Origin of the sequence: Burkholderia anthinoferrum, from assembly GCF_002925705.1 — a bacterium.
GTDB lineage: Bacteria > Pseudomonadota > Gammaproteobacteria > Burkholderiales > Burkholderiaceae > Burkholderia > Burkholderia semiarida.
In genome coordinates this window covers 137,295-158,577 of sequence record NZ_LFZP01000032.1, presented here as the reverse complement: position 1 = coordinate 158,577, position 21,283 = coordinate 137,295, and the positions used below count along the sequence as shown (strand labels likewise).

The window sequence follows — 21,283 nt, the reverse complement described above, 5'->3', positions numbered from 1 at the left end:
CCATGCAAGTATTGGTCGATGCCGACGCGTGTCCCGCCGTCATCAAGGACATGCTGTTTCGCGCCGCGCGTCGTGCCGAAATCTGCGTGACGCTGGTCGCGAACCAGTTTCTGCGCACGCCGCCGTCGCCGTTCATCAAGGCCGTGCAGGTGCCGGCCGGCTTCGACGTGGCCGATGCGCGCATCGTCGAGTTGGCGGAAGCCGGCGACCTCGTGATCACGGCCGACATCCCGCTGGCCGCCGCGGTGCTCGACAAGGGCGCGCATGCGCTCGACCCGCGCGGCAACTGGTTCAGCCGCGAAAACATCGAGGAGCGCCTGTCGACGCGCGCGATGATGGACCAGTTGCGCAGCGCGGGCATCGACACGGGCGGGCCGGCGCCATTCAGCGCACGCGACGGCAAGGCATTTGCATCGCAGCTCGACCGTTTTCTGGCGCGGCACGGCAAGCCGTAACGACACGTCGGCGCCCCCGCCGGGATGCAGGTTTGCGCCGACGCTGCTATCGTGTGGCGCGAACCCCCAGCACAGGAGCGCACGCGTGTCACCGACCCAACTTCTCGTTCCGACGTACACCCAGATGCTGCGCGCGCAGTCCGCGTGGCTCGACAAGGCCGTCGCGCACCGGCAAGCCGCGGGCGAGGAAACCGACGCGGCGATGACGCTGAGGCTGGCGCCCGACATGTATCCGCTCGCCGCCCAGGTGCGTTTCTCGTGTTTCCAGGCGATGGAGCCGGTCCACCGGCTGCGTGGCGAGCCGCTGCCGGCTGCCTTGCTGGCGCTGCGCGAGGCCGGCTGGAACGCCGATGCGCAACCGGGCTCGCCGGCCGACGCGCAGGCGATCATCGCCGGCACGCTCGCCTTTCTCGGGGAACTCGCGCCCGATGCGCTCGACGGCGGCGCGGCGCTGCCGATCTCGCTCGAGCTGCCGAACGGGACCGCGTTCGACATGACGGGCGAACAGTACGCGCGCGACTGGGCGCTGCCGCAGTTCTACTTTCACGCGATCGCCGCGTACGCGATCCTGCGCCATCACGGCGTCGAGCTCGGCAAGGCCGATTACGTGCCGCACATGCTCGCGTACGTGCGGCCGGGCACGATTCCGCAAGGCTGAGCGGGCCATCCCGGGGCGGCCGCGAAGCGACATGACGCGCGCACTGTTCATCTGTAGCCGCAACCGGCTGCGCAGCCCGACGGCCGAAGCGGTATTCGCCGCGTGGCCGGGCATCGAAACCGATTCCGCGGGCCTCGCGCCCGATGCGGACGCGAGGCTCACCGCCGAGCAGCTCGACTGGGCGGACATCGTGTTCGTGATGGAGCGCGCACACAAGGCGCGACTGTCCGCGCAATTCGGCGCGCATCTGAAGCACCGGAAGATCGTCTGCCTCGACATCCCCGACCGCTACGCGTTCATGCAGCCCGAACTCGTCGCGCTACTCGAACGCAAGGCCGGCCCGTTCCTGCGCGCGTAATCGCCGCGGTCGGTACCCGAGCCCGAGCCGGCGTCGAGCTCGGCGAAGCGGCTCGCTCGTGCACTCTGAAAAACAGTCGAGCCGCGGCAGTTCGATGATCTCGCGCGTCGGTACGCTCGCCCGAGCGTGTCGAGCCGGTCGACGGTGAATCACATGCAGCGCGCGATCTCGTTGCTCGCGCACGGCGTCAGGTTCGCCGGCACGTCGGCCAGGCCACCAACACGTGACGCAGCTTCGTCAGGCCGCCGAACCGCACCACGTAGTCGAGTGCGAGCCCCTCCGGCCGCGTTTCCTCCGCAAGCTCCCGCTGCGCGGCTTCGAGCGGCGTGTCGTGCGCCGCCCGGCGGCGACGGCATGCAGCCCGCAGCGCCGACGTGACCGGCCGTTCGTGACCGTTCCATGCGCCGCGGTCGCGCCCACGGACGACAGTTCACGCGTGCGTGTAAATCCCGCTGCGCGCGGGTTTCGCCCGGCGCGAATGGCGGCGCTTGTCAACGGCACGCCGGTGATGACGCGACGGCGCGGTGACGTGCCGGCGCGCGGGCGCGGGCCGGGCGGCCGGCCGCGCAGCATGCGGCGCCGCGCCCGGCATCCCGGTTTGTCCTTCGCCGAAGTGGAAAGTCTGGTTCTGCGCGTGCGCGACGCCCAGCGACGACACCAGCACGAGGGCCGCCAGCCACAACCGTTTCATGAATGTTCTGCCTTGTATGGATAGGGATGAAGGTTGCCCGCCAGCTTAGCGAAGCGCAGGGCGCCACCGCAACCGGCGCGCGTTCGGTGTCATCCCCACTTGCACGCGACGGCGTGATCCGGACGGCAAGCGGGTCCATCCGGGCTTGACAACATAATTCGTGAGTGTGAATATAAATTCACACACAAGAATTATTCATCGAATCCGGACTGGCCGAGCGCAAGCGCCGGCCCACCGGAACCGGCAGTCCGATCGACCGGAACCAGGAGCGAGACGCATGGCGGAACACGAGCAGCAGGGCGCGCTGGCGGGATTGCGCATCATCGATCTGTCGCGGGTGTTGGGCGGCCCGTACGCGACCCAGATCCTCGCCGACCACGGCGCGGAGGTGATCAAGGTCGAACCGCCTTCCGGCGACGAGACGCGTACGTGGGGCCCGCCGTTCGACGGCGACACAGCGTCGTACTTCCTCGGCGTGAACCGCAACAAGCTCGGCATCGCGCTCGACCTGACGCAGCCGGCCGATCGCGAGCGGCTGCTCGGGCTGCTCGAACACGCGGACGCGCTGGTCGAGAACTTCAAGATCGGCACGATGGAGCGCTGGGGGCTCGGTTTCGATGCGCTGCACGCGCGGTTTCCGCGCCTCGTTTATTGTCGCGTGTCGGGTTTCGGCGCGGATGGTCCGCTCGGCGGGCTGCCGGGCTATGACGCGGCGGTGCAGGCGCTCGCGGGGCTGATGAGCGTCAACGGCGAAGCCGGCGGCGCACCGTTGCGCGTCGGCGTGCCGATCGTCGATCTCGTCACGGGGCTGAACGCGGCGCTCGGCGTGCTGATGGCGCTGCGCGAGCGCGATGCGAGCGGGCGCGGCCAATTCGTCGAATCGACGCTGTTCGACTGCGCGCTGTCGATCCTCCATCCGCATACGCCGAACTTCTTCCATTCGGGCCAGGCGCCCGTGCGCACCGGCAACGCGCATCCGAACATCACGCCGTATGACAGGTTTCCGACGGCGGGCGCCGACATTTTCCTGGCGGTCGGCAACAACGGGCAGTTCGCCGCGCTGTGCGACGTGCTCGGCACGCGCGACTGGCTCGACGATCCGCGCTTCGCGGACAACCGCGCGCGCAGCCGTAACCGGGCCGCGCTGCGCACGCTGCTCGAAACGGCGCTGGCCGCGCACGACGGCGCGACGCTCGCCGAGCGACTGATGCACCGCGGCGTGCCGTGCGCGCCCGTGCTCGGGCTCGACGCGGCGCTCGACCACCCGCATGTCGCGCATCGGCAGATGAAGGTCGAGCTGGGCCGGCATCGCGGCATCGCGTCGCCGATCAAGCTCGGCCGCACGCCGGCCACGTACCGGCGGCCGCCGCCCGCGCTGAACGAACATGCGGCACAGGTGTTTGCGGATGACAACGGCAACGACGACAACCGCCGGACGTGACCGGCCTGGCCGCCGTCGGCCGTGCCGCCTTGCGGCGCACGGCCGCGCGCGCCGGCACACCAACAATTCGGACATCACGCCGGCCCGCGCATCGACACGCACCGACACGCGCACCGGCTGAAGAGGAGACGCATCATGCTCGCATGGATCGGCGCGATCGCCATCGTCGCGCTGTTCGGCCTGATCATCACGAAGCGGCTGTCGCCGCTCGTCGCGCTGATCGTCGTGCCGGTGGCCGCGTCGCTCGCGGCCGGCTTCGGATTGCAGACCGGCAAGTTCGTCGTGCACGGCGTACAGAACATCGGCCCGATCGCCGGGATGTTCGTTTTTGCGATTCTATTTTTCGGTATCCTCACCGATGCGGGGATGCTCGATCCGATCATCGCCGGCGTGCTGCGCGTGATCGGCTGCCATCCGCCGCGCATCGTGATGGGCTCGGCGCTGCTCGCGCTGCTGATCCATCTCGACGGCTCGGGCGCCGTCACGTTTCTCGTCACGCTGCCCGCGATGATGCCGCTCTATACGCGGCTCGGGATGGATCGTCGCATCCTCGCGTGCGTCGCGTCGATGGCGGCCGGCGTCAATTTCCTGCCGTGGGTCGGGCCGATGCTGCGCGCGTCGGCCGCGCTGCACATTCCCGGCTCGGCGATCTTCATGCCGATGATTCCGGTGCAGATGGTCGGGCTCGTGTTCGTATTCGGCACCGCGTACGTGCTCGGCGTGCGCGAGGCGAAGCGGCTCGGGCTCGACCGCGCCGGCGCGGCCGCGCTCGCGATCGCACCGCGCGAGCTGACCGACGCCGAGCGCGCGTTGCGCCGGCCGGGCCGCTTCGGAATCAACGTCGCGCTGACGCTGGTCGTGCTCGTCACGCTGGTGTCGGGCATCGTCGACCCGATGGTGATGTTCATGCTCGGCACGGTCGCCGCGCTCGTGATCAACTATCCGGACGTGCACGCGCAGCGCGAGCGGATCGACGCGCATGCGAAGGCCGCGCTGATGATGGCGAGCGTGCTGCTCGCGGCCGGCGCGTTCACCGGCATCATGTCCGGCACCGGGATGCTGAAGGCGATGGCCGAGGTCGTCGTCGCGCACGTGCCGGTCGAGCACGCGCGCCACATGCCGTTCGTGCTCGGGCTGCTGTCGATGCCGCTCAGCCTGCTGTTCGATCCCGATTCGTTCTACTTCGGCGTGCTGCCGGTGCTCGCGGAGAGCGGCAAGCTGCTCGGCGTGCCACCGATCCAGATGGCGCAGGCCGCGCTGCTCGGCCAGATGACGACGGGTTTTCCGGTGAGCCCGCTCACGCCCGCGACGTTCCTGATCGTCGGTCTGACCGGCGTCGAGCTCGCCGAGCACCAGAAATTCACGATTCCGTTCCTGTTCGCCGCCACCGTGCTGATGGTCTTCGCCGCGGTCGCGACGGGCGTGTTTCCATTGTGAGCGGCGCGGCCGTTCACGCTTGCCGGGAGAGCAGTCCATGCAGTTCGACCTGACCGACGACCAGCGCGCGATCGAAAGCGCGATCGAGAAAATCTGCGCGCGCTTCGGCGACGACTACTGGCTCGAACGCGATCGCGCGGGCGGGTTTCCGGCCGATTTCCACGCGGCGCTCGCCGAGGCCGGCTGGCTCGGCATCGCGATGGATCCGGCCTACGGCGGCGCCGGCCTCGGGATGACCGAGGCGGCGCTGATGATGCGCACGATCAGCGCGTCGGGCGCCGGGCTGTCCGGCGCGTCGGCCGTCCACATGAACATCTTCGGGCTGAATCCGGTGCAGGTGTTCGGCAACGATGCGCAGAAGGCGCGCTTCCTGCCGCCGCTGATCGCCGGGCGCGACAAGGCATGCTTCGCGGTGACCGAACCCGACGCCGGGCTCGACACCACGCACCTGAGCACGCAGGCGCGCCGCGACGGCGATCACTACGTGCTGAGCGGGCGCAAGATCTGGATCTCGACCGCGCAGGTCGCGAACAAGATGCTGATCATCGCGCGCACGACGCCGCTCGACCAGGTCGCGAAACCGACCGACGGGCTGAGCCTGTTCTATACCGACCTCGACCGCTCGCGCGTCGAGGTGCGCGAAATCGAGAAGATGGGCCGCAAGGCGGTCGATTCGAACATGCTGTTCATCGACAATCTGCGCGTGCCGCGCGACGACCTGATCGGCAACGAAGGTGACGGCTTCCGCTACCTGCTGCACGGGCTGAACCCCGAACGGATCCTGATCGCCGCCGAGGCGATCGGGCTCGGGCAGGCCGCGCTGCGCCGCGCGACGCAGTATGCGTGCGAGCGCGTGGTGTTCGGCCGGCCGATCGGGCAGAACCAGTCGATCCAGCATCCGCTCGCGCAGGCATGGATGCAGCTCGAGGCCGCGTGGCTGATGGTGATGAAGGCCGCGACACGCTACGACGCAGGCCAGTCGTGCGGCGCGGAGGCGAACGCGGCGAAATACCTCGGCGCGGAAGCGGCGTTCCAGGCGTGCCAGACGGCGATCGCGACGCACGGCGGGATGGGGTACGCGAAGGAATACCATGTCGAGCGCTACCTGCGCGAGTGTATGATTCCGAGGCTCGCGCCCGTGAGTCCGCAACTGATCCTGTGCTACATCGCGGAGAAAGTGCTCGGGCTGCCGAAGTCGTACTGACCGTACCGACCCGGCGGCCCGCCCGGCGCGCGGGTTCCCGTTCCGAATCAAGCGCTCGTCATGGACGTCAAACTCGTTGCCCGCACGCTCGACCTGTTCGAGCTGTTCGCCGCCGAACGGCGGCCGCTGCCGCTCACCGAACTCGCGCGCCTGCTCAACGTGCCGGCGTCGAGCTGCCTCGCGATGGCGCGCACGCTCGTGAGCCGCGGCTATCTGTACGAAGTGCGCAAGCGCGGCGGCTACTATCCGACGCGGCGCCTGCAGACGGTCGCCGCCGCGATCGACGCGACCGATCCGGTCGTCGACATCGTGCATCCGCACCTCGTCGCGCTGCGCGACGCGAGCCGCGAAACGGCCGTGCTCGGCAAGATCCAGGGCGCGTCGGTCACGTACCTCGACGTCGTCGAATCGGAGCAGGCGATCCGCTATACGCGCCAGCCGGGCGAACTGCGGCCGCTGCATGCGAATTCGATCGGCAAGGCGATCTTCGCGGAACTCGCCGCCGATGCGCAGCAGGCACTCGGCGCGCAACTGCCGTTCGAACGCTTCACCGACGCGACGGTGGCCAACCTGCCGACGCTCGTCGCGCAGACCGCGCGGTTTCGCGAACTCGGGTGGGCGGAGAACTTCGGCGAAAGCGCGCCCGAACTGTCGGCGATCGCGGTCGCGCTGACGCTCGACGGCGACTGGTACGGGCTGTCGATCGTTGGGCCCACCGAGCGGATCCGCCAGCATCGCGACACGCATGCGGCGCTGCTCGTCGACGCGAAGGCGCGGCTGCTGGCCGAGCACGCGCGCGGGTAGGGCGCCGGCTGCGGGCCGTCGCCGGCGTGCGGCCCTGCCACGCCGAAAACGGCCCGCCGCGCGTCACGCGCGAGCGCGCCGCACCGTCACGACTTCACCCACACGCCGCCCGCGCTCGGGTTGTCGCCCTGCGTCCACCATTTCGCGCAATACTTCGCGCCCTGATACGTCACGCACGTGCCGCCCTGGTACGCGGTCGTCGCCGACCACGCAGGCGTGCCGCCGCCGATCGGTTTCCACACGGCGGCCTGGCCGGGCACGTCGCCCTGCGTCCACCACTGCGCCTGATACGTCGTGCCCTGGTAGGTGACCGTCGCGCCGGCCGTATAGACCTGGCCGGCCGCCCACGGTGCGCCCGGCTGAGGCGTGCCGCCGTCCGAGCCGCCGCCGTAGTTCGGGTCCTGCGTGACGCCCGCGCCCCACTTGCCGTCGAGCTTCCTGAAGATCGCCGCGAACGCGTACGGCTGCTGCGCGACGCCCGAGCAGGTCGGCGACGCATACGTGCCGCCGGACGGGCACGCCTGATCGCGGCCGACCGACCAGTTGCCGAAGAAGCCATAGCCGTTCGCGACCGCCGCGTTCAGCACGGTCTGCGCATTCGCGAGCGTGAAGGTTTCGCCCTGCACGTCGTTCACGCCGATCATCGGCGTGACGCCGACCATCTGCCACAGCTGCGCGTTGGTCTTCGGCTGGCCGGCGGACTTGAACGCCGTATCGAGCTGCGAATACAGCGCCTGCGCGGCGCTGATCGCCGCGGCGCCCATGTCGATGTTCGCGGGGCCGTAATCCATTGCCATCACGTTGACCGCATCGAACGTGGTCTTGTTCGCGATGGCCGCGTTGACGACGTTCACGCCGTCCTGCGTGAGCCCGGTCGGCATCGTCGGCAGCGTCAGCGTCACGTGCAGCGGCTTGCCCTTCGCCGCGTAGTCGGCCTGCAGTTGCGCGACCGCCTGGAAGTTGCGCGCCACCGCCGCCGTATCCTGCTGCGACGCACCCTCGATGTCGAAATCGACATGCGTGAGGCCGTACGTATCGATCACCGTCTGGTATGCAGTCTTCAGCGCGGGAACCGTCGAGCACGCCTGCATCAGCGGCGTGCCGTTCGCGCCGCCGAACGACACGGCGACTTCGCCGCCTTTCGCGCGGTAGCTCGCGATCGACGTGGACAGCGCGGTCAGCAGGCCGCCGCTCGCGCCGTTGCCGATCGGCTGCACGCCGCCCCACGACGGCACGCAGCCGTTGCCCGCGACCACGAACGCGAGCGTGAACTGCTGGATGCCCTGGCGTACGCCGATCTGGTCGACCAGCGGTGTCGGATAAAGCGTCACGTCGACATACGGTGCATAGACGCCGGCACCGTGCGACACGCTCGCCATCGCGAGCAGACAACCCGCGGCGAACGCACGCGGAACGAAACGCGGCAACACATTGTTGTTCATTCTGTGTTCTCCAAGTGGAAGAGGGATACGCTGGCCTGCGTATCGCCGCCGGCGGGCAACGCAGGTGTCCCACCGGCGGCGTGCCTATCTTGGAGGATTCGCGTCGAATAGGGAATTTAGGTGTTCTTCTTTTTGCTATTCGATTTCCGATACGTAACGAACTTGCCGATTCGTTCGCGTTTCGAAACGCGGGGCGGGCACTTTTTCCGACCGGTCGCGCGACGCAGTGCGCATGGACCGGTTCCAGCGAACCGGCGACGCGCCGGCATGCCGATCGCCGGCGCGCGTGCATGCGCATTCACGCGAGCGTCGCCCCGGATGCGGTACGCGCCACGCCGCGCGCAGCCGCGTTCACCGATACCAGCGCGGCGTATAGACCCATTCGCGCGTGTTGCCGATCGCGAAACGCCGTGTCGTCGACGAGCCGACGATCACCATCGTGCGCATGTCGACCTGCTCGCCGCGCAGCGCGCCGAGCGTCGTCGTCGAGAGCGTCGCGCCCGGCCGGCCGATGTCGCGGCCGAGCACGACCACCGTATCGGCCGCGCGATGCGCGCGCACGATATCGAGCGCACGGTCGAGCTGCCACGGCCGCGCGCGCGAGATCGGGTTGTAGAACGCCATCACGAGATCGGCTTGCGCCGCGTGCCGCAGGCGCGTCTCGATCACGTCCCACGGCTTCAGGTTGTCCGACAGCGAGATCGCGCAGAAATCGTGGCCGAGCGGCGCGCCGGCCTGCGCGGCCGTCGCGAGCGACGCGGAGATGCCGGGCTCCACGCGCAAGTCGACCGCGGCCCATTGCGGGTCGCGTGCTTCGTCGAGCGCTTCGAGCACGGCCGCGGCCATCGCGAACACGCCGGGGTCGCCCGACGACACGACCGCGACGCGGCGGCCCTCGGCCGCGAGTTCGAACGCATGGCGCGCGCGCTGCATTTCCTCGCGATTGTCGGTGCCGTGCACGCGCTGGTCCGCCCGAAACGGGCCGGCCATGTTCACGTAGGTCGTGTAGCCGAGGATGTCGGTCGCGTCCGCGAGCGCCGCGCGCGCGGCCGGCGTGAGCCATGCTGCGCCGCCCGGGCCGAGGCCGAGCACCGTCAGGCGGCCGCGTGCGCGGCCGAGCGTGGCCGGATCGACCGGCTGCGATGCGACCGCGCACGCGAGACCGTTCGATGCGTCATGCAACGTATGCGTGACGCGCAATGCGCGGCCGAGCAGCGTGGCGGCGTCCGCGGGCGCGTCGCGGTCACGATCGCCACCGCTATCGACGAAACGCAGCGGCACGTCGAGCGTGCTCGCCGCTTCTTCCAGTGCGGCGTCGCCGATCGCCGACGCCGGCGCGACGATGGCCGCGAGCGCCAGCCGCGCGAGGCCTTGCGCGTCGAGCGCGGCTTCGATACGCACGGCGAGCGCTTGCGCTGCATGCACGGCATCCGCCGCCACGCCGACCACCACGCTGCGCGGATGAATCACGAGTTCGTCGCGCGCGCCGCGCCACGCATCGGGCGTCACGCGAATCGCATGCGCGGCCGCGGCATCGCGCGGCAACGCGACCCCGTCGAGCCACGGCGCGGCGCCGTCGATGCGCGTCGACGCGCCCGCGAGCAGGTCGGACACGAAGCGCTTGCCTTGCGCGAGGTCGGCGAGCGCATAGCCTTCCGGCGGATTGAGCACGCATGCGCCGAAGCGCAGTTCGCCGCTCGTCGTGATCGCCGGCGCGACGCCGACGCATGCGGCGATTTCACGCGCGATCACGTTGACGCCCATCAGCCCGCCGAGCAGCGGCACGACGGCCGAGCCGTCCTCCGCGACCGCGAGCACCGGCGGCTCGACGCCCTTGTCGGCGAGCGCGGGCGCGAGGCAGCGGATCACGATGCCGGCCGCGCACAACGCGACGATCGGCAAGCCGCGTGCATAGAGTTCGCGCAGGTGCGCGCCGAGTTCGTCGAACGACACGTCGGCGTCGACGCGCGAGGCAAGCCCGTGCACGCGGGCGCCCGGGTAACGCGCCTGGATACGCCGTGCGGTATCGAGCGCGCCCGCGCCGAGAATCACGATCGCGGGCGGCGTCGTCATCCTTGCCATTTTTCCCCCGGCACGACGAGCAGCGAGAAATACGGCGACGCCATCGGATCGACCTCGTCGAGCGGCACGATGCGCTGGTTCGCCATCGTCGCGCGCTCGACGTACAGCGCGCGCTTCGCGAGCCCGAGTTCGTCGAGCACGCGCCGCACCTTGTCGAAATTGCGGCCGAGCTTCATCACGACGGCCGCGTCGGCCCGCGCGAGCCGCTCGCGCAGTTCGTGCTCGGGCAGCACGCCCGACAGCACCGACAGGCTCTGGTTGCGATAGACGAGCGGCTGGCCGAGCACGGCCGTGCCGCCGAGCATCGCGCACACGCCGGGGATCACCTCGGTGTCGTAGCGCGGCGCGAGGCGGTCGTGCAGATACATGTACGAGCCGTAGAAGAACGGGTCGCCTTCGCAGATCACCGCGACGTCGCGGCCCGCATCGAGGTGCGCGGCGACGATCTCGGCCGCGGTGTCGTAGAAATCGGCGATCACCGTCTCGTAGCACAGCGGCGGCGGCAGCGCCTCGGTCGTCACCGGGTAGACGAGCGGCAGTTGCGTCTGCCCGTCGAGCAGGTGCGCCTCGACGATGCCGTACGCGTTGCCTTTCTTGCCTTTAGCGACGAAATACGCGACCACCGGCGCCGCCTGCAGCACGCGCAGCGCCTTGATCGTCATCAGTTCGGGGTCGCCCGGGCCGACGCCGACCCCGAACAGCCGTCCGCGCGCCGTCGTCATTCGACCTCCGTTGCAAGCGCATTGACCGCGGCGGCGGCCATCGCGCTGCCGCCGCGCCGGCCGAGCAGCGCGACGTACGGCACGCCGCGGCTGTCGGCGTCGAGCATCGCCTTCGATTCGGCCGCGCCGATGAAACCGACCGGGAAGCCGAGGATCAGCGCGGGGCGTGGCGCGCCGGCGTCGATCATGTCGAGCAGATGAAACAGCGCGGTCGGCGCATTGCCGATCACGACGACGCTGCCCGCGAGATGCGGGCGCCACAGTTCGAGCGCCGCGGCCGAACGCGTGTTGCCCAGTTGCCGCGCGAGATCGGGCACCTCCGGCTCGCCGAGCGTGCAGATCACGCGATTGGCCGCGGGCAGCCGTGCGCGCGTGATGCCTTCGGCGACCATCCTCGCGTCGCACAGGATCGGCGCGCCGGCCGCGAGTGCGGTACGGCCGGCCGTGCCGGCGCCGGCGGAAAAACGCAGGTCGTACACGATGTCGACCATCCCGCACGCATGGATCACGCGCACCGCGAGTTTCTCGAGATCGGGCGGGATCTGCGACAGGTCGGCCTCGGCGCGGATCGTCGCGAACGACTGGCGGTAGATTTCCTGCCCGTCGCGAATGTAGTCAAGCATCGGTGGTGTCCTGGGTGTGCCGCGCGTCCATGAGTCGGACCGCGGCCTGGTCAATCGTCAGATGGCGCGCGAGCGGGGCGCCGAGGCCCGCGGTCGCGTCGCGCCGGTAAAGGTCGTAGTGCGCGGGCGCCACCGCGACGAGCGTATGCGCGGCGGGGTGCGGCAGCGCGCAGTGGCGTTCGCAACCGGTCAGATGCACGTCGAGCGGATGGCCGAGACGCGTGGCGAGCGCGCGCGCGTCGAGTTTCGTGTCGGCGTGCGCTTTCGCGCAGCCGGCGCTGCCGGTGCACGCGACGAGCGCCGCCAGCGGTTCGGACGACGCGCACACGAGGCCGAGCGACGCGAGTGCTTCGCGCATCGCGGCCGCACGCGCGTTCGGGACGCCGTGCATGAACACGCCTTGCCACGGCGTCATCGACAGCGTGCCGTCGCCGTCGGCTTCGGCCAGCGCCGCGAGCCGTTCCAGTTGCGCCGCGTCGAGCCGGCCGAGCGCGAATTGCGCGCCGATGCTGCAGCGCGCCGCGTCGCGCGACGGGCGGGCGCCGAAGCGCAACGCGGGGTCGGTGCGCGTGCGCCGCCAGTCGGCAAGCGCCGGATCGGCCGCGAGCGGGAAGGGCAGGTCGTGCTGCGCGCGTTCGAGCAGCGTGCGTTCGTCGCACGTCTCCAGCAACGCGCGCATCCGCGTGACCTCGGCCGGCGCGAGATCGAGGAACGCGCGCAGCAGCGCGCGAACCAGCGCGACGGCCTGATCGGGCGATACGTCGACCGAAGCCGGCCGGTCGCCGCGCGCAACCGGCGGACAGCCGGCCAGCCCCGCCGCGACACGCATCGCACCGTCGCCGCGACGCCACGCCGCCAGCCAGATGTCGTGCGGATGATCGAGCGCCGCGACCGTTTCGCCGCCGTCGAGCTGGATCGAGAATTTCGGCGACAGTTCGCCGCGGCGCGGCTCGCTCGCCAGCATGTCGAGCAGCGACTCGGCGAGCGCGCGGCTATCGACGAGCGCGGCCGGGTCGTGCCCGGCGAGCGGGCTCACCATCACGTTGCGGACGTCGTCGCTCGCCGCGAGCGCGGCTGCATCGACGGTGGCGTTGTCGGCGCTTGCGCGGGGGCCGAGCCCCGCGTCGAGCAGCGCGTGCGCCAGCGCATCGGCCGCGCCGTCGCGAATGCCGCGCAGCTGGAGATTCGCGCGATTGGTCGCGTCGATCGCACCGGAGCCGTACAGGCGCGCGGCGGCGGCGATCGCGCGCGCCTGGCGCGCGTCGAGCCGCCCGCCCGGCAGCTTGATCCGGCACAGCCCGCCGTCGACGGCCGCGACCACGCGCACGAGCCCCGGGCAAGCCGACGGGCGCACGGCGGGCGACGCAGGAATCGAATCGGGAGCGGAATTCAACGGGATACCGGGACAGTGTGGCGCCGCGGCCAACGCATCGGTACACCCCGCCCGACGCCGACTGGCACGCACGCACTTTCTGGCCGGCAGGTCTCCTGGCTGACAGGTCGGCGCCGGCTCCCGGCCTTCCCGGTGAAACCAGTGGCATGAGGGGGAGATCGGCTCGCTGTCTACAGTTGCGGGGGCAGCCACAGCGGCGCTCGAGGCGCCCTGTGTTCCCTCTTCGGCCCCGAGGGGCACCGGCGAACGAACGGCCGTAGGATACCCGATTTCGGCCGCGATTCGCGACCGGCCGGCCGCTCGCGGCGGGCGAAGCGGGCAACGATCGGGCGCTGGCGGGCCGGCGGATGAAACGCCGGGTGGAACACGGTACCATGCCGTTTTTCGCAATGCGGACGGCTGCACCGGCGCTTTCACGGCCGCGCGGCGACACGATGGAATCGAACGATGGGGAAGGGTGCATGACGGCGTGGCTGACGGTAGTGGGCATCGGCGACGACGGTTACGCGGGGCTCGGACGCCACGCGCGGCGCGCGCTGCTCGACGCGACGCATGTGGTCGGCGCGAAACGGCATCTCGACATGCTGCCCGCCCGGCTGCGGGCCGCGCGCGAAGCTTGGCCGTCGCCGTTCGACCTGTCGGGGCTGCTCGCGCGCCGCGGCGCGCCCGTATGCGTGCTCGCGAGCGGCGACCCGATGCTGTTCGGCGTCGGCGCGACGCTCGCCCGCCAGCTTTCTCCCGACGAATGGCGCGTGCTGCCCGCGCCGTCGTCGCTGTCGCTCGCCGCCGCGCGCCTCGGCTGGGCGCTGCAGGACGTCGGCGCGGTGTCGCTCGTCGGGCGTCCGCTCGCGACGCTGGCGCGCCATCTGCTGCCGGGCCGGCGCCTGTTCGTGCTGAGCGCCGACGGCCGCACGCCGGCCGCCGTCGCGGCCGAACTCGCCGCACGCGGCTTCGGGCCGACGCGCGTCAGCGTGTTCGAGCATCTGGGCGGACCGCTCGAGCGCCGTATCGACGGCCTCGCGCAGGACTGGAACGTCGATGAAACCGCCGCGCTCAATCTCGTCGCGCTGGACTGCCAGGCGGGGCCCGATGCGCCGCGCCGCGCGCTCACGCCCGGCCTGCCCGACGACGCATACCGCCACGACGGCCAGCTCACCAAGCGCGACCTGCGCGCGATGACGCTAGGTCGTCTTGCGCCGGCCCCCGGCGAACTGTTGTGGGACGTCGGCGCCGGCAGCGGGTCGATCGGCATCGAATGGATGCGCGCGCATCCATCCTGCCAGGCGATCGCGATCGAAGCGCATGCGGAGCGGCAGCGCTTCATCGAATACAACCGCGATACGCTCGGCGTGCCGGGCCTGCAACTCGTCGCGGGCCGCGCGCCCGCTGCGCTCGCGGGGCTCGCCGCGCCCGACGCGATCTTCATCGGCGGCGGCGCGACGGCGCCGGGTGTGCTCGACGCGTGCTGGGCGTCGCTGAAACCCGGCGGGCGGCTGGTCGCGAACGCGGTCACGCTGCAGGGCGAGATCGCGCTCGCCGCGTGGCGCGATGCGCATGGCGGCACGCTCACGCGCGTGTCGCTCGCGCATGCCGAGCCGCTCGGCCGCTTCGACACGTGGCGGCAGCCGCTGCCCGTCACGCTGTACGACGTGCGCAAGGCCGACGCGACAGACGCGGCCGGCTCGTCGCATATGTCGAACACGTCGAACCCAATGGACGCGTGATGCGCGACGAAACCCCCGAACAGCCCGCGCCGCTACGCTTCGGCTACACGACCGGCAGCTGCGCGACCGCGACGTCGCTCGCGGCCGCGCGGCTGCTGCTCGCGGGTCACGCGGACGACGCGGTCGAGATCGTGCTGCCGAAGGGGCAGCGCGTGATGATGCGGCTCGAATTCTGCCGCGCCACGGCCGAGGGCGCCGAAGCCGGCACGATCAAGGATGCCGGCGACGATCCGGACGTCACGCACGGCGCGCTGATCTTCGCGCGTGTCGCGCTCGCGGCGGCGCCCGGCGTGCGCTTTCATGCCGGGCCGGGCGTCGGCACGGTCACGCGTGCGGGGCTGACGCTGCCGGTCGGCGAACCGGCGATCAACCCGGTGCCGCGCCAGATGATGACCACGCACCTCGAAGCGCTCGCCGCCGAACACGGCTACGCGGGCGGCTTCGACGTGACGATCGGCGTCGAAGGCGGCGAGGCGCTCGCGCTGAAGACGATGAACCCTCGCCTGGGCATCGTCGGCGGGCTGTCGATCCTCGGCACGACCGGCATCGTGCGGCCGTTCTCGTGTTCGGCCTATATCGCGTCGATTCATCAGGGCATCGACGTCGCGCGGGCGAACGGCATCGCGCACATCGCCGCCTGCACGGGCAACGCGAGCGAGGACGCGATGCGCGCGCACTACCGTCTGCCCGACATGGCGCTCATCGAAATGGGCGATTTCGCGGGCGCGGTGCTCAAGCACCTGCGGCGCGCGCCGGTCGCGCGCCTGTCGATGTGCGGCGGCTTCGGCAAGCTCAGCAAGCTCGCGGCCGGCCATCTCGACCTGCACAGCCGCCATTCGAGCATCGATCTGCCGCTGCTCGCGCAGTGGGCGGCCGAGGCCGGCGCGAGCGATGCGCTGCAGGCCGCGATGCGCGCCGCGAACACGAGCCAGGAAGCGTTGAAACTCGCGCAGGCCGACGGCGTGCCGCTCGGCGATCTCGTCTGCGCGCATGCGTTGCGGGTGGCGCGCGACATCGTGCCGCCGTCGGTCTCGGTCGAGATGTTCGCGATCGACCGGCAGGGCCGTTTCGTCGGGGAGGCGCGATGAGCCCGCGCATCCTGCTGCTCGGCGGCACCGGCGATGCGCTGAAGATCGCGCGCACGCTCGGCCCACATCATGTCTACAGTCTCGCCGGTCTCGGCAAGACGCCAGACGATCTGCGCTGCGACGTGCGCGTCGGCGGTTTCGGCGGCGCGGCCGGGCTCACCGCGTATCTTCGCGACGCCGGCATCGGTCTCGTGATCGACGCAACGCATCCGTATGCCGCGCAAATCAGCGCGAACGCCGCGGCGGCGACGCGCGCCGCGGGCGTGCCGCTCTGGGCGCTGCGACGCGCGCCGTGGACGCCGCAACCGGGCGACGACTGGCGGATGGTCGACGACTGGGCCGGCATCGAGGCCGCGCTCGCGCCGTTCAGGCGCCCGCTGTTCACGCTCGGCCGCGAGCCGCTCGCGCATCTCGACGCGATCCCGCCGCACCAGTTCTGGCTCGTGCGCTGCCTCGATGCGCACCCCGGCAACGCCCGCGCGCAGGTCGTCGCCGCGCGTGGGCCGTTCACGCCCGAAGGCGAGCGCGCGCTGTTCGCGCTGGCAGGCATCGACGTCGTCGTCAGCAAGAACAGCGGCGGCGCGGCCACCGAGGCCAAGCTCGACGTCGCGCGCGAACGCAGGCTGCCGGTCGTGATGCTGCGCCGGCCGCCGCTGCCCGATGCCGACCGCGCGTTCGACTCGGTCGCGGCGCTCGTCGACGCACTCGATCCGGCCGCCCGCGCGTGACGCAACGCAGCGGCTCATCCCACGAATTGACGGAGAAATTTCGATGACGGTGTATTTCATCGGCGCGGGCCCCGGCGACCCGGAGCTGATCACGGTAAAGGGCCAGCGCCTCGTGCGCACGTGCCCGGTGATCCTGTATGCGGGCTCGCTCGTGCCGGCCGCCGTGCTCGACGGTCATCGCGCGGAGCAGGTCGTCAACACGGCCGAACTCGATCTCGACGCGATCGTCGCGCTGCTTGCCGCCGCGCACGCGAAAGGGCAGGACGTCGCGCGCGTGCATTCGGGCGACCCGTCGCTGTACGGCGCGATCGGCGAGCAGATCCGCCGCCTGAAAGCGCTCGGGATTCCATACGAAATCGTGCCGGGCGTGACGGCCACGGCCGCATGCGCGGCCACGCTCGGCGTCGAGCTGACGCTGCCCGGCGTCGCGCAGACGGTGATCCTCACGCGCTTCGCGGGCAAGACGACGATGCCGGAGGGCGAAGCGCTCGGCGCGCTCGCCGCGCATCGTGCGACGCTCGCGATCCATCTCGGCGTGCGCCATCTCGCGCGCATCGTCGACGAAGTGCTGCCGCATTACGGCGCCGATTGCCCGGTGGCGGTGATCTATCGCGCGAGCTGGCCCGACGAGGAGCGCGTGACGGGCACGCTGGCCGACATCGTCGGCAAGGTACAGGGCACGCAGATCGAGCGCACCGCGCTGATCCTGGTCGGGCGCGTGCTCGACGCCGAAGGGTTCGCGGATTCGACGCTGTACGCGAGCGCGGGCTGAGCGCGCCGGCCTTGGCATCGGCGCGCCCGGCCGGCAGGCCCGTCAGGCCCGTCAGGCCCGCGCGATCTGCCGCATCTGCTTCGGCGCAAAGCCGGCCGCCAGCGCGAACAGCGCGATACACAGGCACGCCATCGCGATCCACGCGGGCGTGAGATCCGCCAGATGCTGGCGCGCGATGCCGGCCGCGAACGGAAACAGGCCGGCGATCAGATAGCCGATGCCCTGCACGAACCCCGTCAGCGACGCGGCATCGGCCGGCGTGGCCGCGTGGTCGACCGTGACGATCAGCGACAGTGGAAACAGCGCGCCGATGCCCGCGCCGAGCAGCAGCGCGGCCGGCAATGCGAGCGCGTCGGGCGCGGCCAGCATCACCAGCAACCCGACGAGCAGCGACGCGATCGCCGCATGCAGCGCAGGCCGGCGATCGGGCAGGCGGTCGATCGTCGCGGAAACGGTCAGCCCCGCGACGACTTCCGCGAACGTCACGCCGCCGAGCAGGCTGCCCGCCGCGGTCGGCGACCAGCCGAGCCGTGTGTAGTATGGCGGCAGCCACGCGAGCACGAGCGTGTAAGCACCCGTCGCGATGCCGAAGAACAGTGCGAGCCGCCACGCCCGCGGCGAACGCGATGGCCTCGCACCCGATACCGACACCGGGCCGGAGGCAAGCGCGTCGTCGCCCCGGCTGGCCAGCGGCCAGGCCAGTGCGGCCAGCGCCGCCGGCAACGCCCAGCCCGCGAGCGCGGCGAGCCAGCCCCAGCGCACCGCGGCGAACGGCGCGACGACGCTCGCGAGCACCGCGCCGCCCATGATCGACGTCGAATAGACGCCCATCGCGCCGCCGATGCGTGTCGCGAAATGCGCCTTCACGAAGCCGGGCAACAGCGCCTGCACCATCGCGATCCCGACGCCCGCGCAGCACGCGCTCGCGAGCAGCAGCCATGCGTGCTGCGCCCCGACGCGCGACGCGCAGGCCAGCGCGATCAACGCGACGCCGAGCCACACGCCGCCCGCGATCCCGGTGAGGCGCTGCAGGCGCCGCGCGCTCAGCGCGCCGAGCCCCATCAGCAGGATCGGGATCGTCGTCAGCAGGCTCGCCGCGCCGTCGCCGATGCCCGTCGCGCGCTGGATCATGTCGAGCAGCGGGCCGATCGCGGCAAGCGCCGGCCGCAGGTTCAGCCCGACGAGCACGACCGCGGCGAGCCGCCAGCCGGGGGAGATGAAGCGATTCATTGCAAGGCCCTCGATATCGGTGCGCGGCTGCCAGCCAGGCGCCGCACGTTTTTCAGGTAAAGTATCTCGACATCAAGATATATGGCGATTTATCTTGACGTCAAGATAACCGGTGAGCCGAGGAGGGTTAATGGATCGAGCCGAGCACGCGCTCGCGCAATGGCGTGTCGAGCGCCCGGATCTCGACGCGACGTCGATGGTGGTGATGGGGCGGCTGCAGGAAGCCGCGCTCGTGATCGCGCGCGATCGTCTCAATCCGCTGTTCGCGCGCTACGGCATGCAGCCGGGGGAATTCGACGTGCTCGCGACGCTGCGGCGCAGCGGCGCGCCGTTCGCGCTGACGCCGACCGCGCTGTACGACGCGCTGATGATGTCGTCGGGCGGGATGACCGCGCGCATCGACCGGCTGCAGAAGGCCGGCTGGGTCGAGCGCCGGCCGAATCCGGCCGACGGGCGCGGGACGCTCGTCGCGTTGACGCATGCCGGGCGGGCGCTGATCGACGAGGCGGTCGTCGCGCATATCGATAACCAGCGGGCGGTGCTGGCTGCGTTGTCAGAGACCGAACAGGCGCAGTTGTCGCGGCTGTTGGGGAAGCTGCTGGCGGGGTTGGAAGCCGGAACGCCGGAAGGGGAGGAAGGGAACTCGCGTTGAACAATGCGTGATGGAAACGTACGCGGCGGGCAAAAAGTTCTTCGTGAATTCTCGTGGACGTCGCGTGTCGACCCATTGCGGTCGGTCGTAAGATCACGGTCCCTTCGTCGCTTCTTGAAGTACTTCGGTCATCCGACGGCCGGTCTTTTTGGTCGAGCATCGGCCAACACAGTGAACAGCGCCGCGGAACCTTGTCGACTCGGCGTACGCCGACTTCCGAGTCATTGGATTTGAGGAAGCCGCGTCAGAGAGGGATTGCGCCGGAAGCCGCTTGTATTGCCGCAGCAATCTCGTCTTCGCTGCGCCCCCCATTGATGGCAATGCTTTCCCCAAAGACAAAATGAGGAACCGAACGAACGCCGGCATTCGCTGACTTGAACGCCTCCGCTTCGACGCGATGGTGCTGTTCAGGATCAAGAGCGATGGCACGCGCCTGATCGCGGTTAAAACCGTAGTCGGCGGCAATGTCAGCCAGCACATCTGCATCGGCGATGTTCTTCGCTGCGATGAAGTAAGCATCGGTGATTGCAACGGCGAGCCCGTGCTGCGTGTCACGCCCAGCGGCTGCCAGAATCACGGCATGAGCAGCCTGGGTCGGATAGGCCCAGAGCTGGCGACCAAGATCCAGGTCGAAGCCCGATGCGCGAGCTTCTCCCTCGGGGCGAGCAAAGGCGACCTTCGGATCGGTTATGCCGTAGCGCGAACGCAGCAAATCGGGAATATAGAGACCGCCTGACGGTGCATCTGGCAGCAGCAGGACTGGATGCTGCCGAATGTCAACGACCAGGTTGGGAAAACGCTCCGTCAGCACTTTGTCGAGACGGTGATGCCCGACGATGCACCACGGGCATGTGATTTCAGTATAGAGGTCTATTTGCATAACCCTGTTCTCGTAACCGGATCGCCGACAACGATTCGACCCTTCCCGCGAACGACGCGCGTTTCTTCACGTCGTCGCCGGGACACGTTGTAGCCCAGCTTCAAGGCTTCCTCGATGATGTGCCTTCAGGCCAGCCCGGTTGCACCGAAGCACCGAACGGCGCGAGGTTTTTTCCGGGCCATGAGGTCACGCAGCCTTCGCCAACAAGGCTTTGATAGCCGTTTCGGTGTTGGCGATTACGGCCTTCGCCGCATCGGGGCCGAAAACCGTGCCTTCGACACGCACCACTTCAACGTCGGTCAGGCCGATGAAACCGAGCAGGTGCAGCAAATAGCTGGTCTGAAAGTCGAACGGTGCCCATGCACCTTCCGAAAACACGCCACCGGCAGCGGTAACGAGATAGACCTTCTTGCCGGTCAGCAGCCCCTTCGGCCCAATATCGCCGTAACCGAAGGTGACGCCCGGCCAGGTGACGTGATCGAACCAAGCCTTTAGCTGCGACGACAGACTGAAGTTGATCATGCCCGAACCGAGCACGATCACATCGGCGGCCTTCAACTCATCGACCAGCTCTTGCGCGACCTTCACCGCCTCGACCTGTTCCGGCGTGCGATCCGCGGGCGAGGCGACCCGACCCTGGATGTAGGCCGGTGCGATATGGGGCGGAGGATTCGCGGCAAGGTCGCGCACGGTCAGCGGGCCGCCCGCGCGGGCTTGGATGCCCTCTGCGATTTCGGTGGCAAAGCGGGTGGAAAGGCTGTCGGCCCCGCGCGGGCTGGACGTGACAAGCAGAGTGTGGCTCATAGCGGCTCCCAAGTATAAAATAAGAACCAAGTCGATTAAGTGACCTGACTTATGAATTCATACAAAGGATGGTATGGTTCCTGCCGTTTCCCCAC

General features: G+C 69.9%; 21 protein-coding genes, 1 pseudogene and 1 riboswitch. Of the genes and pseudogenes, 12 read left to right on the top strand and 10 right to left on the bottom strand.

Annotation, left to right across the window (positions count from 1 at the left end; all coding sequences use genetic code 11):
• The first annotated feature begins 2 nt into the window (after positions 1–2).
• The 3 genes from C5F75_RS10150 to C5F75_RS10140 all read left to right on the top strand — a co-directional run bounded on the left by C5F75_RS10150 (position 3) and on the right by C5F75_RS10140 (position 1,471).
• Entirely contained in the window at positions 3–455 is a 453-nt protein-coding gene (locus C5F75_RS10150) for a YaiI/YqxD family protein (RefSeq protein WP_021160082.1), read from the top strand.
• 85 nt (positions 456–540) lie between these two features.
• Positions 541–1,113, top strand: coding sequence for a DUF1993 domain-containing protein (locus C5F75_RS10145; RefSeq protein WP_104012144.1), 573 nt, complete (start codon positions 541–543; stop codon positions 1,111–1,113).
• 31 nt (positions 1,114–1,144) lie between these two features.
• Complete coding sequence (locus C5F75_RS10140) at positions 1,145–1,471, top strand: low molecular weight protein tyrosine phosphatase family protein (protein ID WP_059584077.1); 327 nt, start codon at positions 1,145–1,147, stop codon at positions 1,469–1,471.
• A gap of 42 nt (positions 1,472–1,513) precedes the next feature.
• On the opposite strand, the pseudogene C5F75_RS37150 reads toward C5F75_RS10140, so the two are convergent.
• Together C5F75_RS37150 and C5F75_RS10130 are read right to left on the bottom strand one after the other, a co-directional pair.
• A pseudogene (locus tag C5F75_RS37150) lies at positions 1,514–1,802 on the bottom strand (NUDIX domain-containing protein); the annotation flags it as partial.
• A gap of 99 nt (positions 1,803–1,901) precedes the next feature.
• Positions 1,902–2,162 (bottom strand): hypothetical protein, encoded by a 261-nt coding sequence (locus C5F75_RS10130; RefSeq protein ID WP_104012143.1) that lies wholly within the window; start codon positions 2,160–2,162, stop codon positions 1,902–1,904.
• Positions 2,163–2,439: 277 nt separating this feature from the next.
• On the opposite strand from C5F75_RS10130, the gene C5F75_RS10125 reads away from it, so the two are divergent.
• From C5F75_RS10125 to C5F75_RS10110, 4 genes are all read left to right on the top strand, one after another.
• Entirely contained in the window at positions 2,440–3,603 is a 1,164-nt protein-coding gene (locus tag C5F75_RS10125; RefSeq protein WP_104012142.1) for a CaiB/BaiF CoA transferase family protein, read from the top strand.
• A 135-nt stretch (positions 3,604–3,738) separates the two neighbouring features.
• Positions 3,739–5,040: a CitMHS family transporter gene (locus tag C5F75_RS10120; protein ID WP_104012141.1), complete on the top strand. Its 1,302-nt coding sequence runs from the start codon at positions 3,739–3,741 to the stop codon at positions 5,038–5,040.
• A 37-nt stretch (positions 5,041–5,077) separates the two neighbouring features.
• Positions 5,078–6,244 (top strand): acyl-CoA dehydrogenase family protein, encoded by a 1,167-nt coding sequence (locus C5F75_RS10115; RefSeq protein ID WP_104012140.1) that lies wholly within the window; start codon positions 5,078–5,080, stop codon positions 6,242–6,244.
• Between the two features lie 60 nt (positions 6,245–6,304).
• Entirely contained in the window at positions 6,305–7,048 is a 744-nt protein-coding gene (locus C5F75_RS10110; RefSeq protein WP_104012139.1) for an IclR family transcriptional regulator, read from the top strand.
• A gap of 86 nt (positions 7,049–7,134) precedes the next feature.
• On the opposite strand, the gene C5F75_RS10105 is transcribed toward C5F75_RS10110, so the two are convergent.
• From C5F75_RS10105 to cobG, 5 genes are all read right to left on the bottom strand, one after another.
• Positions 7,135–8,490: a chitinase gene (locus tag C5F75_RS10105; RefSeq protein WP_060966103.1), complete on the bottom strand. Its 1,356-nt coding sequence runs from the start codon at positions 8,488–8,490 to the stop codon at positions 7,135–7,137.
• Between the two features lie 351 nt (positions 8,491–8,841).
• Positions 8,842–10,563, bottom strand: coding sequence for a precorrin-3B C(17)-methyltransferase (cobJ, locus tag C5F75_RS10100; protein WP_104012138.1), 1,722 nt, complete (start codon positions 10,561–10,563; stop codon positions 8,842–8,844).
• Positions 10,560–11,294 carry a precorrin-2 C(20)-methyltransferase gene (locus C5F75_RS10095; protein WP_077218400.1) on the bottom strand — a complete coding sequence of 245 codons (735 nt, stop codon included), beginning with the start codon at positions 11,292–11,294 and terminating at the stop codon, positions 10,560–10,562. The genes cobJ and C5F75_RS10095 overlap by 4 nt, the downstream gene beginning before the upstream one ends.
• Positions 11,291–11,917, bottom strand: a complete 627-nt coding sequence (locus C5F75_RS10090; RefSeq protein WP_059584056.1) for a precorrin-8X methylmutase — start codon at positions 11,915–11,917, stop codon at positions 11,291–11,293. Before C5F75_RS10090 ends, C5F75_RS10095 begins: the two co-directional genes overlap by 4 nt.
• The gene (cobG, locus tag C5F75_RS10085) at positions 11,910–13,310 is read right to left on the bottom strand and encodes a precorrin-3B synthase (protein ID WP_226093774.1); all 1,401 of its coding nucleotides are present in this window, start codon (positions 13,308–13,310) and stop codon (positions 11,910–11,912) included. The genes C5F75_RS10090 and cobG overlap by 8 nt, the downstream gene beginning before the upstream one ends.
• A gap of 68 nt (positions 13,311–13,378) precedes the next feature.
• Positions 13,379–13,569, bottom strand: a riboswitch (cobalamin riboswitch).
• A 202-nt stretch (positions 13,570–13,771) separates the two neighbouring features.
• Between cobG and cbiE the strand changes: the two genes are divergently transcribed.
• From cbiE to cobM, 4 genes are read left to right on the top strand one after another with little or no spacing between them, the layout of a single operon-like run.
• On the top strand, positions 13,772–15,034 hold the full coding sequence (gene cbiE / locus C5F75_RS10080; protein WP_104012136.1) for a precorrin-6y C5,15-methyltransferase (decarboxylating) subunit CbiE: 1,263 nt from the start codon (positions 13,772–13,774) through the stop codon (positions 15,032–15,034).
• Positions 15,034–16,122 carry a cobalt-precorrin-5B (C(1))-methyltransferase gene (locus C5F75_RS10075; RefSeq protein ID WP_104012135.1) on the top strand — a complete coding sequence of 363 codons (1,089 nt, stop codon included), beginning with the start codon at positions 15,034–15,036 and terminating at the stop codon, positions 16,120–16,122. The genes cbiE and C5F75_RS10075 overlap by 1 nt, the downstream gene beginning before the upstream one ends.
• Positions 16,119–16,850 carry a cobalt-precorrin-6A reductase gene (locus tag C5F75_RS10070; RefSeq protein ID WP_104012134.1) on the top strand — a complete coding sequence of 244 codons (732 nt, stop codon included), beginning with the start codon at positions 16,119–16,121 and terminating at the stop codon, positions 16,848–16,850. The genes C5F75_RS10075 and C5F75_RS10070 overlap by 4 nt, the downstream gene beginning before the upstream one ends.
• Positions 16,851–16,893: 43 nt before the next feature.
• A complete protein-coding gene (gene cobM, locus C5F75_RS10065; protein ID WP_059584048.1) occupies positions 16,894–17,622 on the top strand; it encodes a precorrin-4 C(11)-methyltransferase in 729 nt (242 codons plus the stop codon).
• A 51-nt stretch (positions 17,623–17,673) separates the two neighbouring features.
• On the opposite strand, the gene C5F75_RS10060 is transcribed toward cobM, so the two are convergent.
• A complete protein-coding gene (locus tag C5F75_RS10060) occupies positions 17,674–18,852 on the bottom strand; it encodes an MFS transporter (protein ID WP_104012133.1) in 1,179 nt (392 codons plus the stop codon).
• Between the two features lie 130 nt (positions 18,853–18,982).
• Here C5F75_RS10060 and C5F75_RS10055 point away from each other — a divergent pair, with 130 nt between their 5' ends.
• Positions 18,983–19,504, top strand: coding sequence for a MarR family winged helix-turn-helix transcriptional regulator (locus tag C5F75_RS10055; RefSeq protein ID WP_059584044.1), 522 nt, complete (start codon positions 18,983–18,985; stop codon positions 19,502–19,504).
• Between the two features lie 244 nt (positions 19,505–19,748).
• Here the strand turns inward: C5F75_RS10055 and C5F75_RS10050 are convergent, their stop codons facing one another.
• Both C5F75_RS10050 and C5F75_RS10045 read right to left on the bottom strand, forming a co-directional pair.
• Complete coding sequence (locus C5F75_RS10050) at positions 19,749–20,384, bottom strand: DsbA family protein (protein ID WP_104012132.1); 636 nt, start codon at positions 20,382–20,384, stop codon at positions 19,749–19,751.
• A gap of 186 nt (positions 20,385–20,570) precedes the next feature.
• Positions 20,571–21,188 (bottom strand): FMN-dependent NADH-azoreductase, encoded by a 618-nt coding sequence (locus C5F75_RS10045; RefSeq protein WP_104012131.1) that lies wholly within the window; start codon positions 21,186–21,188, stop codon positions 20,571–20,573.
• Positions 21,189–21,283 lie beyond the last annotated feature (95 nt).

Coding starts and splice junctions, on each gene's coding strand:
- C5F75_RS10150 (WP_021160082.1), top strand. CDS start 3: ATGCAAGTATTGGTCGATGCCGACGCGTGTCCCGCCGTCATCAAGGAC.
- C5F75_RS10140 (WP_059584077.1), top strand. CDS start 1,145: ATGACGCGCGCACTGTTCATCTGTAGCCGCAACCGGCTGCGCAGCCCG.
- C5F75_RS10130 (WP_104012143.1), bottom strand. CDS start 2,162: ATGAAACGGTTGTGGCTGGCGGCCCTCGTGCTGGTGTCGTCGCTGGGC.
- C5F75_RS10125 (WP_104012142.1), top strand. CDS start 2,440: ATGGCGGAACACGAGCAGCAGGGCGCGCTGGCGGGATTGCGCATCATC.
- C5F75_RS10120 (WP_104012141.1), top strand. CDS start 3,739: ATGCTCGCATGGATCGGCGCGATCGCCATCGTCGCGCTGTTCGGCCTG.
- C5F75_RS10115 (WP_104012140.1), top strand. CDS start 5,078: ATGCAGTTCGACCTGACCGACGACCAGCGCGCGATCGAAAGCGCGATC.
- C5F75_RS10110 (WP_104012139.1), top strand. CDS start 6,305: ATGGACGTCAAACTCGTTGCCCGCACGCTCGACCTGTTCGAGCTGTTC.
- C5F75_RS10105 (WP_060966103.1), bottom strand. CDS start 8,490: ATGAACAACAATGTGTTGCCGCGTTTCGTTCCGCGTGCGTTCGCCGCG.
- cobJ (WP_104012138.1), bottom strand. CDS start 10,563: ATGACGACGCCGCCCGCGATCGTGATTCTCGGCGCGGGCGCGCTCGAT.
- C5F75_RS10095 (WP_077218400.1), bottom strand. CDS start 11,294: ATGACGACGGCGCGCGGACGGCTGTTCGGGGTCGGCGTCGGCCCGGGC.
- C5F75_RS10090 (WP_059584056.1), bottom strand. CDS start 11,917: ATGCTTGACTACATTCGCGACGGGCAGGAAATCTACCGCCAGTCGTTC.
- cbiE (WP_104012136.1), top strand. CDS start 13,772: ATGACGGCGTGGCTGACGGTAGTGGGCATCGGCGACGACGGTTACGCG.
- C5F75_RS10075 (WP_104012135.1), top strand. CDS start 15,034: ATGCGCGACGAAACCCCCGAACAGCCCGCGCCGCTACGCTTCGGCTAC.
- C5F75_RS10070 (WP_104012134.1), top strand. CDS start 16,119: ATGAGCCCGCGCATCCTGCTGCTCGGCGGCACCGGCGATGCGCTGAAG.
- cobM (WP_059584048.1), top strand. CDS start 16,894: ATGACGGTGTATTTCATCGGCGCGGGCCCCGGCGACCCGGAGCTGATC.
- C5F75_RS10060 (WP_104012133.1), bottom strand. CDS start 18,852: ATGAATCGCTTCATCTCCCCCGGCTGGCGGCTCGCCGCGGTCGTGCTC.
- C5F75_RS10055 (WP_059584044.1), top strand. CDS start 18,983: ATGGATCGAGCCGAGCACGCGCTCGCGCAATGGCGTGTCGAGCGCCCG.
- C5F75_RS10050 (WP_104012132.1), bottom strand. CDS start 20,384: ATGCAAATAGACCTCTATACTGAAATCACATGCCCGTGGTGCATCGTC.
- C5F75_RS10045 (WP_104012131.1), bottom strand. CDS start 21,188: ATGAGCCACACTCTGCTTGTCACGTCCAGCCCGCGCGGGGCCGACAGC.